Origin of the sequence: Thiorhodococcus mannitoliphagus (genome assembly GCF_010915725.1) — a bacterium.
GTDB lineage: Bacteria > Pseudomonadota > Gammaproteobacteria > Chromatiales > Chromatiaceae > Thiorhodococcus > Thiorhodococcus mannitoliphagus.
Map to the genome: position 1 here is coordinate 1 of NZ_JAAIJR010000133.1, position 14,181 is coordinate 14,181.

At 60.8% G+C, this 14,181-nt stretch carries 10 protein-coding genes; 5 read left to right on the top strand and 5 right to left on the bottom strand.

Going from position 1 to position 14,181, the window contains the following annotated elements; genetic code table 11:
- Positions 1-266 precede the first annotated feature (266 nt).
- The 3 genes from G3480_RS21580 to epmB all read right to left on the bottom strand — a co-directional run bounded on the left by G3480_RS21580 (position 267) and on the right by epmB (position 6,283).
- Positions 267-2,420: an AAA family ATPase gene (locus G3480_RS21580; RefSeq protein ID WP_164655954.1), complete on the bottom strand. Its 2,154-nt coding sequence runs from the start codon at positions 2,418-2,420 to the stop codon at positions 267-269.
- Between the two features lie 680 nt (positions 2,421-3,100).
- On the bottom strand, positions 3,101-5,179 hold the full coding sequence (locus G3480_RS21585; protein WP_164655955.1) for an EAL domain-containing protein: 2,079 nt from the start codon (positions 5,177-5,179) through the stop codon (positions 3,101-3,103).
- Positions 5,180-5,275: 96 nt separating this feature from the next.
- Entirely contained in the window at positions 5,276-6,283 is a 1,008-nt protein-coding gene (gene epmB, locus G3480_RS21590; protein ID WP_164655956.1) for an EF-P beta-lysylation protein EpmB, read from the bottom strand.
- A gap of 34 nt (positions 6,284-6,317) precedes the next feature.
- On the opposite strand from epmB, the gene efp reads away from it, so the two are divergent.
- Positions 6,318-6,890 (top strand): elongation factor P, encoded by a 573-nt coding sequence (gene efp, locus G3480_RS21595; protein WP_164655957.1) that lies wholly within the window; start codon positions 6,318-6,320, stop codon positions 6,888-6,890.
- A gap of 30 nt (positions 6,891-6,920) precedes the next feature.
- Positions 6,921-7,949 (top strand): EF-P lysine aminoacylase EpmA, encoded by a 1,029-nt coding sequence (gene epmA / locus G3480_RS21600; RefSeq protein WP_164655958.1) that lies wholly within the window; start codon positions 6,921-6,923, stop codon positions 7,947-7,949.
- A 25-nt stretch (positions 7,950-7,974) separates the two neighbouring features.
- Here the strand turns inward: epmA and G3480_RS21605 are convergent, their stop codons facing one another.
- Together G3480_RS21605 and G3480_RS21610 are read right to left on the bottom strand one after the other, a co-directional pair.
- A complete protein-coding gene (locus G3480_RS21605) occupies positions 7,975-9,447 on the bottom strand; it encodes a DUF4139 domain-containing protein (protein WP_164655959.1) in 1,473 nt (490 codons plus the stop codon).
- 378 nt (positions 9,448-9,825) lie between these two features.
- On the bottom strand, positions 9,826-10,605 hold the full coding sequence (locus G3480_RS21610; protein ID WP_164655960.1) for a DUF2189 domain-containing protein: 780 nt from the start codon (positions 10,603-10,605) through the stop codon (positions 9,826-9,828).
- A 306-nt stretch (positions 10,606-10,911) separates the two neighbouring features.
- Here G3480_RS21610 and G3480_RS21615 point away from each other — a divergent pair, with 306 nt between their 5' ends.
- The 3 genes from G3480_RS21615 to G3480_RS21625 all read left to right on the top strand — a co-directional run bounded on the left by G3480_RS21615 (position 10,912) and on the right by G3480_RS21625 (position 13,789).
- Entirely contained in the window at positions 10,912-11,562 is a 651-nt protein-coding gene (locus G3480_RS21615) for a CDGSH iron-sulfur domain-containing protein (protein ID WP_164655962.1), read from the top strand.
- Positions 11,563-11,887: 325 nt separating this feature from the next.
- On the top strand, positions 11,888-12,874 hold the full coding sequence (locus G3480_RS21620; protein ID WP_164655963.1) for an SPFH domain-containing protein: 987 nt from the start codon (positions 11,888-11,890) through the stop codon (positions 12,872-12,874).
- An 18-nt stretch (positions 12,875-12,892) separates the two neighbouring features.
- Positions 12,893-13,789, top strand: coding sequence for an SPFH domain-containing protein (locus G3480_RS21625; protein ID WP_206171835.1), 897 nt, complete (start codon positions 12,893-12,895; stop codon positions 13,787-13,789).
- Positions 13,790-14,181: the final 392 nt, after the last annotated feature.

Consider the following 14,181-nt stretch of genomic DNA (forward strand, 5'->3'; position numbering starts at 1 on the left):
AAGATGAGATGGAATCTCTATTGTCATTGAAATTTCAGCGATTCAATAAATCGCAAATTATGACTATTTAGAGTATATCAATCAAAGAGATCATTTGAAGCGCAAAGGCCGTCACGGCCTTGTCCCGACGCCGAGACCCACCTGCCGGCAAAGGGGGCGGGCGGAACAAGTTTTTCTTCCCGTCATGTCCGCCTTCGAGGTTCCAAGTGCCGGATTTCCGGTCTTATGGATGCATATGCATGCACTGCTTGCGTTGCTTGGCATGATCAAGGCGACTCCGTCAGCTCGATCTCGATGCGGCGGTTGATCCATGGGCCCTGCGCCACTTCCTCGGCTGGGTCTATCTTGAGATCTTCCTCGCCTTTGCCTTCGTAGGAGATGCTGGCTTCGGCAAGGCCCTGTTCCTTGATGAAATCAGCCACTCTTTGCGCGCGTCTTTCGGAGAGCGCCTTGTTGGCGCTACGGCTGCCCCTGCTGTCTGTGTGTGAAAGGACACGCAGCCTTATCCCATCATAGCCTTTCAGGATTTCAGACAATTGCCTGAGGGCATCCATCGCAGTGCTGTCGAGCGCTGTGCTTCCATCGCGGAAACGAATCGATTCGGAGAAGTCGAGCGTCAGGGCCCCTGATTCCTCTCGGTTGATTCGGCACGGTAGGCTGGCAAGCGCGGTTTCCAAGGTATTGAGTGCGCTCGCGCGAATTTCCTGAGTGGCTTGACCCTCGTCGGTAATTTTCGGTTCTTGCGGGTCGACGGCAGCAGCATCGATGCTTGTTGTCGTGGGGGTGGCGGCTAGGGGCGGCTGTTCGGGATCTGGCGCAGAAGGTGCCGTGTCTTGATCGGCAGCGGCGATCGGCGCAATCCTGGTCTGCGCTGCTGAGGGGATCTCTTCTTGACTTTGAGCGCTAGGTTCAAGGCGAATGGCTGCGCTGGGACTGGAGTCAGGCGTTTCTATGCCGAGCGAGTCATCCGGGACTTGTCTCGGGTCGGATGGCTGGAGTGGAGCGACTGCGATGGAGCGGATATCTTCTTCTTCTTGAGTTTGAGCGCTATCTGCGGTCTCAAGGGGCGCCGAATCAGTTTTCCTCGTCTGTGTTTGGCGAGGTGGCTCGCTCGCGTCTTCGGTGCTTGAGGGCGAAGGCTGCTCGGTCGAGCTTGTTGGCTCGACGATGGTCGTCTGATCGGATCCTCGCTCATGGAGATACCAGCTAGACAGGCCTAAGCCGAGCGCTACACCCGCCGCGACTGCGATGAGTTCCCTCAATCTTCTTGAAGGAACGCGTGATGGCTTGATCAGCGCGGCTGGCGGCAGTTGTTCATCTGAATCCGCCTCTTTCTCGATCTCCGGCGAGTTCGGTTCCCCCGCTGTGGGCCTAGCCTCTTGCTGCGGCTCATTGGCTTCAGCGACGAGCGTGGCCGATGCCGAAGGTGGATCCAGGGCAGAGGCCGAGCCGGCGCTCTCGATGCCGCTGTCCCTAGAGGGCGTTGGGGGTGTCTCAATGCGCGTCTCGGGCGCGGGGATATCCGCTTTTTCATCCAGTTGCTTGGCTGCGGCCTCAAGCTTGGCTGCGATATCGGAATCTGGCTCTAGACGTTCACTCTGGTTCAAGGAGATCAGGAGATTCGAGGCATCGCTCTTGATGAATTGATCGATTGCCTCTCCCGTGATTTGGCTGTGCCCAGCGCCATAGCTGAAGACGAGTGCGGTCTCGCAGATCAAGTTGATAATGCGGGGGATGCCGTTGCTGTAGTGGAAGACGGCGTGGCAAGCATCAGGGGTGAAGATTGCTCTGTGGCCGCCCGCGATCTTCAGTCGGTGGCGAATATAGTAGAAAGTCTCCTCCGCGTTGAGCCTGCCGAGATGGTACGAAGCGGAGACGCGTTGCACGAATTGCTCGAGATCAGGACTGCGGAGCTGATCGCGGAGCTGGGGCTGGCCGAGCAGCAGGAGCTGAAGCACCAGGTCCTTGTCGGCATTGATGTTCGACAGAAGACGAATCTCTTCGAGCTTATCGAGACCCAGATTCTGTGCCTCGTCAATGATGAGAAGGGTTTTCTTGCCCTCTTTGTACTGCTGCAGCAGGAAACCCACCAGGGCTTCGTGCTGTCGAATCTTGTCGCCAGCGGGCGCATCCAGCTCGAAGGCGACACAGACCCAGTCCATGATCTGACCGATGGACTGGTGTGTGTGCGAGATGAGTCCGACGGTGAGGTCATCGTCGAGCTTGTCGAGCAGGTATCGCATGAGCGTCGTCTTGCCAGAGCCGATCTCTCCGGTCAGAACGGTAAAGCCGGATTGGCTGTACAAGCCATACTCGACGAGCGTCAGCGCTTCGCGGTGGATCTTGCTGAAGTAGAGGAAGCTCGGGTCAGGCAGCAGCGAGAAGGGCTTTTCGTTGAGACCAAAGAAAGATTCGTACATCTTCAAAATTCCTAGACGAAGGATCCTGCATCCAGCGAGACTGTGGCAGTACGGCACCGATGTGCTCGATAGGGCGTTCAGTCTAGCAAAACATACAACTGAGGTTACGACTCTTTAGTGCTCAAGCAAGGGTAGAGCTTTTCAAGAGCTACCCCGGCGCTTAGAAAGTGTCTATCAATTGTTTCCCGCTGCGAGCGATGCTGCCCGAAATCCCCCCCGAGCCCCCCTTTGTAAAAGGGGGAAGTTGTTGATGGAAACTTTCTTAGTCTGCAGATTCCATGGTGTTGGATGTGTACTATCTGCTTGAATCTATTCGCTCCCTGTTTGTCCTTCCGCGTCAATTCATGACGCTTCGGTTTATAGCGTTATTCCACGATCTCTCGATAATGGAATGTCTATACAGGCGCGAAAACTTGAATGGTTTGGGTATGGTCCGATTCGAATGAAAGGCGAATTCCGGAAATGACTCGGCCCGAAGAGAAGCGGATCGGATGGGCAAAGTCCGTGCTCTGGCCTCGAGGGCAGACGCGACGCCGGACGGACGTGCCCACACCGCAGGGCGCGGACCTGGAAGGATGAGCACAGCCGTTGATCCTGAACGCCCCGCGCGAAGCTGATCGCGCGGGCTTTGCTCATCCTGGGGGGACGGAACGGCAGGCCGGTCGTTTTCTGACAATCACCTAAGCTTGAACTTCGAGCGTGGGGGACGGGCGTTGTAGGAAGTTGCCCTGCACATAGTCGACACCGGCGGTCCAGAGGACGGTGAGGGCGCGTGCATCCTCGACCCCAGTGACGATGCTCTTGACGTTGAATTCGCGTGCCAAGGTTGCCAACTGCAGCAGCCTTTGCTGCTTCTCGGCATCGTCGGCGAGGTTCTGCGCGAAGGATGGCTTGAGCAAGACGAAATCGAGCGACATGCCTTGCAAGAGCGTCTCCGGCCGCTCCGCCACGCCGAAGCGATTGATGGCCACGCGGCACTTGATCTTTTTCAGCGTCTCGACCAGCTTGCCGATGCTGGCCAGATTGCCGACGACCAGTTCTTCCTGGAATTGGAAGGTGAGCCAATTGCCGCGGACGTCGAACTCTCTCAAGCAATCACAGATCCAGAGAACGATGCTTGGATTGCGGAAGGTGTCTTCCGAGAGATTGATGAAGAGGCTGAGATTGTGTCCGGCGCTGCGCTGCTCCCCAATGACTTGAATCGCCGCGCGAATCGTCCATTTGTCGATCTCCTCAATCAATCCTTTGCGGATGGCTGCACCGATGAAGTCTCTCGCCTCCAGAAGGTTCTCATCCTCGTCGAGCAAGCGGAGTAGGACGCTATAGTTTTCCTGGTTGTCGCCCATCAAGCTGATGATTGGCTGATAGACGAGCCTGAGCTGATCGTTGCGCAAGGCATATTCGATTTTTCTGGCGATCGTCTCGTCATCCGCCGCGTCTTCCTGCTTGACCTTTGCCGCCAAGGACGTGGGCGCATCCTGGCCTAGCTTGTGGTCATGGTCCGCATAGCGATGGCCAATGCACAGTCGGTAGGCTGCGTTGAGGATGTCTTCCGCCGCTGCCGCGCGCTCGCTGATCACGAAGTAGCCGATCTCCAAGTCCGCGTCGGTGCCGTCTCGGCTCGCCGAGCCTGACGAAAGGCGGGCGTCGTTCTTCAGGTGCTCTGAGAGGCCCTTGGCATCCAGGTCGACCATGCCATGCGCGATGATGCCGAAGCTGTCATCGTTCAGTCGGGTTACCGAGCCGCGATCGCCGACGATCGCGGACAGTCGGCCTTGGAACTCATCGAATTGCTCTAGCGCCAGGGTGAGGCCCATGTTTCGCTTCAGGTCGCCGCTCTTGGCGATCCGGACGTAGAAGATGGCAAAGGGCGTCTCAACGGACCGATCTTCATTGACTTGGCGCTCGATCGCTTCGAGGAAGCGCTGAACGCCGAAGTTCGCACTTTCAGTCTCACCTTGCCCAGTGTTCCGGGTTTCCAGAGATTGCACGGGCTGGATGATGACTCGCAGGCAGGGCTCGCCGTCGAACTCGGCCGGAGCCGCTAGCACGCGTGCCTGGATCTCCCTGGCGTCGGCGAGGACGCATTTCACATCCAGTGTCAGGGAGTCGACCAGCTGCGACTGCTCGGCCCGTTTGAGCAGGTCGCGGATCTTTTTCTGGTCATCCGCGGCGATGAGATCGAGCAATGTGACCGTCAGAATATCGTCGGGGTCTGTGTAGCCGAACAACCGGACGTAGGCTGGATTCGCATCGACATGCATGCCGTCTTGCACGAAAGCGACGCCGGCGCTGGTGACTTCGAGCAAGCTGAGGGTGCTGGCCTCGCAGTTTTGGAGTCGCGCGGAGAGTCCATTTGCCTCGCGGCGCTTGAGCAGGTCCTCGAACTCACGTGAGACCACGAGTCCGAGGTGCTCGTTGTCGTAGCGGCGGACCAGATCCCGCACGCCGAACCGTCCGGCCTTGTTTGCTACGGCGCTCCAGTTGTCGGGATCGACCATCAGGATCAGCGGGGTATCCGTCGTGATCTGCTTGTAGCTGGTCAGAACGCTATCGAGGTCGACATCCCGATCATAGCTGCAGCACAAGACGAGGTCGCAGTTACGGTCCTTGATCACGCTCTCGAGGCGCTCGGCGTTCGGGATGGATACGCTCTGACCGATCAGGCCCTCTTCACGCAAGGCGCCCGCGAGGCGTTCGGCCTCGGTGGTCTCGGAGATGATGATGAGTAGCGTGGGTTTGCGGCTTTGCGTGGGCATACTCTGCTCGATGTCCTTGGGACAGTCCCAGGTCCGTGATTATCGGTCGTTCTTGGCTCGACGGAAGTGCGAATCGCTCGTTTCGCGGAACAGGTCTCAAGCAATCTGTGTTTTCGACTGCTGTCCCGAGATCTCGCGGACTAGCTTGGGAACCAAGTAGCCCGAGGTGCGTGCCCGGAGCTGGTTGATCAACATTGTCGCGCATTTATCGCTGACCTGGAAATGCGCAGCGCCCTGTACGGGGTCCAGCTGGTGTATGTAGTAAGGGAGCACGCGGCAGTCGAGTAGACGCTCGCTCAGGGCTTGGAGCGTGACCACATCATCATTGACCCGGCGCAGCAGTACGCTTTGATTCAGCAAGCGCGCGCCTTGCGCCGCAAGCCTGCTCAGTGCCTGCTCGGCCGCGAACCCCAGCTCTCTCGGATGGTTGGCGTGGATGACGACGACGGTTGCGAGCCGACTTTCAGCCAGGACGTGCGCCAAGTGCTCCGTGACGCGTGCCGGTAGCACGATGGGCAGGCGCGTATGGATGCGCAGGCGGCGCAGATGTGGCACCTGGGCCAGCCGATTGATCAAGGCGGCGATCTGGTTGTCGTCCAGCATCAAGGGATCTCCGCCGCTCAGAATGACCTCTTGGATGGACCTATCTGCGGCCAGGCTCGCCAGCGCGGAGTCCAAACGCGGCTGAGTCGGTCCGAGGTCCCGATATGGGAAGTGCCGGCGAAAGCAATAACGGCAGTGGACCGCGCAGGCCCCCGTCACCATCAGCAAGGCCCGCCCGGCGTATTTCTGCAGAAGCCCCGGGGCCTTCTCGGCGGCAGCGTCGCCCACGGGGTCCAGCGTGAAGCCCGGGGCAGGCATGTGCTCGGCCCCTAACGGCAGCACTTGGCGCAAGAGCGGGTCATTCGGATCCCCAGGGCGCATGAGTTCCGCGAAGTTCTGAGGTACCAAGATTCCGAACTCCGCAGCATCTGGGTCGAGATCCGGGATGTCTTGGCGGCGGAGCCCCAATGCGCGCAGCAGTCGGTCCGTGTCGCGGTGTGCTTGCCCAAGCGCTTGCTTCCAGTCAAGGCTCTGACAAGCTGGGCTGCTTCGCGGTACCATTGTAGGGTTTAGCTTGACCTTAAATGAGGATGACATGGCTTCTTACAGCACCAATGAATTCAAGGGCGGACTCAAGATCATGCTGGATGGTGATCCATACACCATCGTCGAGAACGAGTTCGTCAAGCCTGGCAAGGGGCAGGCCTTCAACCGTGTGCGCGTGCGCAACCTGAAGACGGGCCGGGTGGTGGAAAAGACCTTCAAGTCCGGTGACAGCGTCGAGGCGGCGGATGTCCATGATACCGACATGCAGTACCTCTACAACGACGGCGAGGAATGGCATTTCATGGATCCGGAGAGCTTCGAGCAGATGATCGCGGACGCAAGCGCGGTTTCGGAGGCCGCCAAGTGGATCAAGGAGCAGGACATGTGCAAGGTCACGCTCTGGAACGGCGTGCCCTTGACGGTCGAGCCTCCCAACTTCGTCACCCTTGAGATCACGGAAACCGACCCGGGACTCAAGGGTGATACCTCCGGTGGCGGCGGTAAGCCGGCAATCCTCGAGACAGGTGCCGTGGTGCGGGTCCCCCTCTTTGTCCAGACTGGCGAGGTGATCAAGGTGGATACGCGCTCGGGCGAATACGTCTCGCGCGCGAAAGATGCCTGATTCGCTGCCCAACCGCAGGCACTAAGTTCAATGCCCGATTTCGATCCGAGCCAGCTCCCATTGTCGAGGCAGTTCCCATCTTCGGGCCAGGATTGGTTTCCGAGCGCCCAGCCGGAGATCCTGAAGGCGCGCGCCGCAATGCTTGGGCGTCTGCGCCGCTTTTTCGACACGGCGGGCGTGCTGGAGGTCGATACCCCGATCCTCTCGCAGGCGGCTGTCAGCGATCCCGTGCTCTCCAGCCTCTCGACGCAGGTCTCACAGCTCGGGTTCCGTGGCGGCTGTCCACTCTACATGCAGACCTCTCCCGAGCTTCCCATGAAGCGCCTGCTCGCCGCCGGCTATGGATCCATCTATCAGATCTGCAAGGTCTTCCGTGACGACGAGCGCGGGCGCTTCCACCACCCCGAGTTCAGCCTCTTGGAGTGGTATCGCGTCGGCTGGGATCACCTGCGGCTCATGGACGAGGTCGCGGAGGTGGTGAGGGCTGCCCTGGATCAGCCAGGGATGTCGGTCGAGCGGGTGAGCTACCGCGACCTCTTTCTGGACGGACTCGGCGTTGACCCCTGGCAAGTCGGTACGACCGAGCTGGCCGAGGTTGCCCTGCGCGCCGGTATCCCGGATGCGGCGACTCTGGAGCTGGATCAGGACGGCTGGCTGGACTTGCTGCTGACCCAGCGGTTGGAGTCACGACTCGGCCAAGCCGGGATGACCTTCATCTACGACTATCCGCCGACGCAGGCGGCGCTCGCGCGCATCCGCGGCGGCGAGCGGCCGGTTGCCGAGCGCTTCGAGCTGTACGTCCAGGGCGTGGAACTCGCGAACGGCTTTCATGAACTCGGCGACCCCCTTGAACAGCGCCAGCGCTTCCAGGCCGATTTGGAGCGCAGAGGCGAACTCGGAGCGGCGCAGCCGCCATTGGACGAAAGATTCCTGGCCGCCCTCGCGTCAGGCCTGCCGGATTGCGCCGGCGTCGCCCTTGGCATCGACCGTTTGTTGATGATCGCAACCGGAGCCGATCACATCGATGCCGTTCTGGCGTTTCCAGTCGAACGCGCTTAGCGGGCATTCGCGGCGATGCGGCGGCTCAATGCCGAACGCGCGTCGTCCAGCTGAGCTTGGTCGCTCCATCCGCAGGCACCTGAATCCTCCAAGAGGCCAGATGAGCGGCCTCTTTGGTGTGGGGCTGACTTTCTTTCACCATCTCCCAGTCACCCGGGATGCTCTCCCGCACGCTCACGCTGACAGGCTCGTCCTTGGCGTTCTTGATCTCCATTTCGAAGCTTGCCTCGTAGAGATAATCGTAGGCGCCTGAGCCGGAGAGCTTCTTGAAGCCTGTTTGCTTGCGCTTGGCGGTGACGTCGAAGCTCTCGCCGAGCTTGAGCGACACCGTCTCGTTCTTCGGTGTATGGTCGATCTCATCTTCGCCGATGAATTGGGCATTTCCCCGGCTGTCCTTGGTGTAGACGCGGACCGTGCCCTTGGGCAGCGCAATGCCGAGGGCGCCGTCCTTGTTCTCAAACTTGAGATAGGATGCGACGGCAATCGGCAACCATCCGTCCCCCATGCTCGAACGATAGGTATGCGCCTGGCCTTGCGCGATCAGCGCTTTGGTGACCTCGACTCCAGGGGCGGACAAGAGAGCCACCTGCTTGGTCTGCTGGTTGAGCACGTCCGTCAGGTGTGGCAGCGAGTAGAGGTGATACTCGGAGAGCGCTTCTTCCTCGGGCATGGGCGCGGCGGCCGCCATCACCATGCTGCGCTCCATGCGCGGCATGGGCAGCTGCTGGCGGACGCGATTGACCTCGCCCGCGACCAGCTGGACTTGAGCATTGCTGTAGCTGATGCCGCTGTTGTTGGTCAGGGTGATCCAGCCGTTGAGGTCCATGGAGCGCTCGTCCGATGCAAGATCCGCCACATAGTCGGCCCGCCAAGAGAGGCCGCCCGTGAGATAGGAGAGCTGGAGCAGGCCTTCTCCGCCCGCGCCCGCGCGCAGATGCAGGACCAGCGTCGGCTGATCGCGGAGGTCGTCCGGGACGTCCGGGAAAGAGAGATGGCCGACCACCTCGGTCTCGATCCGGTCGTCGTAGCGCAGGACGACACCCTCATTGACTGCCAGCACCGTCGCGGCTTCTCGCGTCTGCTCGCCGGCGTCATTGGATCGAATCACCTCGACGCGGCGTCCCAGATACTTTTTCAAGAGACTCCTGGGGGTCAGTAGGTCAAAGTCGAAGTTCTGCTCGATCAGCGTCAGATCCAGTGCGTCACCTGGGGTGTTGAGTAGGGCCGTCTCCGGGCGGATCTGGACGGAGACGTTGCGCCAAGCAAGCCGGTTGTCGCCGGCCTCGAGCTTGACCAGACGTTGATCCTTTACCAGCGCGAGATCCTCGTTGTAGATGGTCACAGCGAGGGACTGCTGGGCGGAATCGTCGATGCGCTGCTCGTCCGTCATAGTGGCTCCGTTGGCCGATATCCAAGAGAGCAGCAAGCCGGCTGGGGCGAGTATCGCCAAGAGCGCGCTGCCGCGTAAGCGTCCCGAGACAAGAGATGGTCGAAGCATGGGGTGACTGTCCTCAAGCAGGCGTTGACTGACGACGGCCGCCAGGACGATGGCCGTCGAAGGATGGCTTCGTCGCTTGGGCTGGTGGCGTCGTGCTCAGGTGGCTCAACCATAGCCCATCCAGCCGGCTGTCGAGCGCCCGCCTTGTAAACAGCCTGTAAATTTTCATGCCTTAGAAAGTGACCATCAACAACTTTCCCCCTTTCGCAAAGGGTTCTAGGGGGATTTCGGGCGGGATCGCTCGTATCGGGAAACAATTGATGGACGCTTTCTTAGCAGCCGTTTCTCGGTGGACTGCGCCCTTGCTCGTCCACTCCCTGGTCGCCTCGATGATCGAGGCGCCCAAGCACAAGGCTCGGGACACCCTGAGATCAGGGATTACGCCAGCATCCGCTTGTAGCTTTCCCAGGTGGCGTAGCCGAGGAGCGGGAAGATCACGACCATGCCGAGGAAGAAAGTCAGGATGCCGATACCGCTCAAGGCGACGATGATGGCAGCCCATAAGAGCATGGCGGGCCAGTTCTGATTGAAGGTGCGGACGCTGGCTTGGATCGCCGTGATGGGGCCGGCGTCCCGGTCCAGAATGAGCGGAATGGCCACCGCGCTGGTGACGAAAACCGTCGCTGCGAGGATGAAGCCGATGCCGACGAAGAAGCCGCTGACGACGGGGTCGAACCCGGTGCCGCCCAGGACCGACTGGTAGCTCTGGATGCTGGGCGTGAAGGCGCTGAACTTGATTGCGAACAGCAGGGCGGAGAGCCGAACCCAAGCTGCGGCAATCAGGCCGAGGAAGAGGACGAAGAGACTGAGGTTGGTGCGGCGCTCCCAGATGAGTGCGACACTTTGGCCGATGCTGACAGATGCCTCTACTTCACTCTGACGTGCGGCCACGTAGAGGCCCGCTGCGAGAAAGGGACCCATGAGCATGAGTCCGGTCAGGAATGCGACGGTGAACCAAGGCAGTGACCAGGTGAGCAAGGCGGTGAGCCAGCAGGCGAGGGCGAAGATCGAGCCGTAAAGCAGACTATGTGCAGGATGTCTGGCAAGCGTCCGAGCGCCGCCGCGAATCCAATCGAGCGGCTCGGTGATGTCGACCTTCCGAATGCTTGGGACGTCCGATCCGTGTGACTGGTGGTCGTGGATGACATGGGTTCCCATGGTGAATCCTCCGGTGGACGGGGTAGGTTCGGATCCGAATGCTGCAGCCAGGATACCGTTGATTTGTGCCGCACCGAGGCGGCCTGACGAGATTCCGTTCTCCGCCGGAAGGGCTGCTCCCTCCAGTGATCCAGTCCTCCTGAGTCTCTTGGTCGGATATTCAGGGTTTTCAACCCTTGTCTGCCCTGACTGAAGCCCCATGCTAGCTGAGCCGTGCGTGCGCTCTGACGGGGGCATGCCAAACCCCTGGCAATGGCTTCACGCCTTTTGTCTGCCCGACCCTTCCGACTAGAGGATTCTTCAAAGATGAGCGACAAGCCTGTTACGCACTTCAAGGGTGAGGAGATCGAGGTCAGTTTCGACTCGCGCCTCTGCATCGGTGTGGGTGAATGCGCCAAGTCTGCCGGTGAACTCTTTGTAGCCGGGCGCGAGCCCTGGTGCGCGCCCGATCATGCCGACAAGGCCGAGGTTCGCGAGATCGTCGAGCGCTGTCCGAGCGGCGCCCTGAGCTACGTCGACAAGGCCGGTCATCCGGAGGCGGCGCCGGCCGCGAACGAGATCCTGGTGGTCTACAATGGCCCCTACTACCTCACCGGGGAACTCGAGATCGAGGGCGTCCCGGAAGACATGCCTGGTGTGCGCCACCGCGCCGCGCTGTGCCGCTGCGGCGCCTCGAAGAACAAACCCTTCTGCGATAACAGCCACGCGCAGGCGCAGTTCCAGGATGCGGGCGCGCTGGGCGATTCAGGCCCAGGCCTGGCCGGGGAGGGCGGTCCGCTCAGCGTGCGCGTCATCCCCGACGGACCTTTGAAGCTGCAGGGGAATCTGACGATCAAGACCGGCTCGGGCCGCGCGGCCTGGCAGGGAACGGGCACTGCGCTCTGTCGCTGCGGCGTCTCCAAGAACAAGCCGTTTTGCGATGGGAGTCATCGCGAGGCGGGCTTCAAGAGCGATTGAGCCGGGCAAGGGTTGCCAGCTTGGGGCTTGTGCGGCGACTGGGGGCGGCGGTTACCTTTGCCCTTGATGTGCCGGGCGTCGATCATCTTTGCGGTCAGTCGTCTTCCGAGGGTGGACAAGCGCAGCGCAGTCCACCAACGCCGACGCGGGATTCGGTGGACTTCGCGCTCGCTCGTCCACCGGCCCAACTGATGACTAAGGCCATGTGCCGCAACTCGCGTGCTCCTGGGGCGGGGAGCCGTCATCATGCTGTGACTCGGTCTGAAGAATGCCGTGCTGCGCATGGCCTATGCTTAGTGTCCCCTGAGCCCTTTAGGAGATCTGCATGACGACGCTGACCGCATTCATGCTCGGTCTGATCGCTTACCTTGTTTACAAGCTATTCGTTCGCGCCTTCTATACCGTGAAGCCGGATGAACGCGCCATCATCACCTCGTTCGGACGCGCTCAGCGTCTCGGTAAGCTGATGGTGGAAGACGACTCGCTCAACGAGGAGGAGCGTCAGCGCTACCGCTTCCCGCAGTTGCGCACCATCGGCCCGGGTGGCCCTTACTTCAAATGGCCCTGGCAAGAGGTTCACAAGGTCCGCGTTGTCACTCAATCCGTTGATTTGACTTGGGACCCGACCAAGACCCAGAGCACGGTGGAGGCCGTGACCAAGGACAATCTGACCACAGGGGTCGGTGGTCAGATCCGTTTTCGCGTCTCGGAGAGCAACCTCTACGCCTACTTTTTCGGCGTCGACAGTCCGCTCGAGCATGTGATGGGCTATTTCATCTCGGTGCTGCGTGAGCGCATCGCAAACTTCGTCGACCCAAGGGGTGAGAGCCTGATCGGCGATGCCGAGCTGCCCGAGACGGGTGCGCCCGTCGAGCTGTCCGAAGGCGTCTCGATCAATGATCTGCGCAAGAATCTTCCGCTGCTGAACGACTATATGGAGCAGCAGTGCGGCTCGACCGGGGCACGCTATGGGATCGAGCTGGACGCGGCGCTGATCACCCAGATCGATCCCCCGTCCGAGGTTGACCGCGCACTCTCCGCGATCAATACCACGCGCAACCAGGTCGCCGCGGACATCAGCACCGCGCGCGCGGACGCCGAGCAGCAGATCACCATGAGCAAGCGCGCGGTCGATATCGCACGCAACAACGCTCAAGCCGAGGTCGCTCCGCTCAAGGAGCTGGCGGATACCCTCACCAAGATCAAGTCCTCGGGCGGCCCGAATGCGCTGCGGACCTACATCCGTAACCTGCGCGTGCCGCTGCTTGGGCAGGCCAAGCGCATCGTTCAGTCCGCCGGCTCCAGCCAGTGACGCGGGGAGGATAGCGACATGACATTCGGAATCGACATGGCCATCGGCCCCATCATTGGCTTCATCATCGGGCTGCTCTATGTCCCTCTGCTGCTCGGCATTGCGCGCGCGCTGGGACTCTACGCCATCGTGCGGGAGCGCGAGGCCCAGGTCTTCACGCTCTTCGGCAAGGTGATCGGGACGCTCGAGGAGCCGGGTATCCGCTTCCCGATCGGCTACTTCGGCGTCAAGGCGCTGCTGGTGCCCTTTTTCGGCAAGCTCTACCGGGTGCCGACGACCTTGCGGCAGCACTATCAGCGCGATCAGATGGTCAACTCGGAGGAAGGCACACCCATGGGCGTGGGCATCTGGTACGAGATGCAGGTCAGTGATCCGGTGTCCTATCTCTTCAGCAACGCCAACCCCGAGGGGTCGCTCCAGGCAAACGTCGCCAGTTCCACCATCTCCACCCTCAGCAACCTGGAAATGGACAAGATGCTGGAGGATCGCCACCAGCTCAGTCGGCGTGTGCGGGCCGCTGTCTCGCCGCTCTCGGAGCAGTGGGGCTATAAGCTCGGCTCCGTCTACATCCGTAAGGTCGCCTTCACCGATCGGCAGATGGTGGATAACATCACCGAGAAGGTGGTCAAACGCCTGGTTCAGGTCACCAGCGCCATGAAGCAGGATGGCGAGAACCGCGTTGGTCTGATCAAGAGTGAAACGGCCTACAAGGTCTCGCAGAAGATGGCGGAGGCCGCTGCGGCACGGCCGGCCATCGTCGGCGAGGCCCTCAACAGCATCGCCGAGCGGGATCCTGAGGTCTTGGATGCGGTGATGGAGGTCATGGAGACCGAGCAACTCATCAGTTCGGGCGCCGAGGTCGACGTCCTGCCCCGCAACTCAGAAATCTTGGTACAGCTCGGAGGCTCTGGCTGAGTTGAGGCGATTTGAGTCAAAGCTCATCCCTGCTGACTCGTCTCGAGGCCCGCCTTGCGTGTCGCGCCCATGGTCGCAGAGTCCGGCGGTGCGCCTTGAAGGCAAGCCTCGATCCGGCGCCATCTGCTATGAGATTGTCCGCCAATCGCCTAGGCTTGCGCCCTCTCGGTCAATGTGGACCGAGGGGGCGCGGCTGCGGCGCGAGGGCGTTGGCGATTCTGGAATCTCGGCGGGCCTGCCGCGCTTCCTTCCAGTCAAGCCTTGTTCGAGGCATTTTAAGTGCCTGGTTGGATGACAAGAGATCCTAGGAAAGCGTCCATCAACAACTTCCCCCCTTTCGCAAAGGGGGGCTAGGGGGGATTTCGGGCGGCATCGCTCGCATCGGGAAACAA

What these genes read in the sequence shown, in the direction of transcription:
- G3480_RS21580 (WP_164655954.1), bottom strand. Translation starts at nt 2,420, where the DNA reads ATGTACGAATCTTTCTTTGGTCTCAACGAAAAGCCCTTCTCGCTGCTG.
- G3480_RS21585 (WP_164655955.1), bottom strand. Translation starts at nt 5,179, where the DNA reads ATGCCCACGCAAAGCCGCAAACCCACGCTACTCATCATCATCTCCGAG.
- epmB (WP_164655956.1), bottom strand. Translation starts at nt 6,283, where the DNA reads ATGGTACCGCGAAGCAGCCCAGCTTGTCAGAGCCTTGACTGGAAGCAA.
- efp (WP_164655957.1), top strand. Translation starts at nt 6,318, where the DNA reads ATGGCTTCTTACAGCACCAATGAATTCAAGGGCGGACTCAAGATCATG.
- epmA (WP_164655958.1), top strand. Translation starts at nt 6,921, where the DNA reads ATGCCCGATTTCGATCCGAGCCAGCTCCCATTGTCGAGGCAGTTCCCA.
- G3480_RS21605 (WP_164655959.1), bottom strand. Translation starts at nt 9,447, where the DNA reads ATGCTTCGACCATCTCTTGTCTCGGGACGCTTACGCGGCAGCGCGCTC.
- G3480_RS21610 (WP_164655960.1), bottom strand. Translation starts at nt 10,605, where the DNA reads ATGGGAACCCATGTCATCCACGACCACCAGTCACACGGATCGGACGTC.
- G3480_RS21615 (WP_164655962.1), top strand. Translation starts at nt 10,912, where the DNA reads ATGAGCGACAAGCCTGTTACGCACTTCAAGGGTGAGGAGATCGAGGTC.
- G3480_RS21620 (WP_164655963.1), top strand. Translation starts at nt 11,888, where the DNA reads ATGACGACGCTGACCGCATTCATGCTCGGTCTGATCGCTTACCTTGTT.
- G3480_RS21625 (WP_206171835.1), top strand. Translation starts at nt 12,893, where the DNA reads ATGACATTCGGAATCGACATGGCCATCGGCCCCATCATTGGCTTCATC.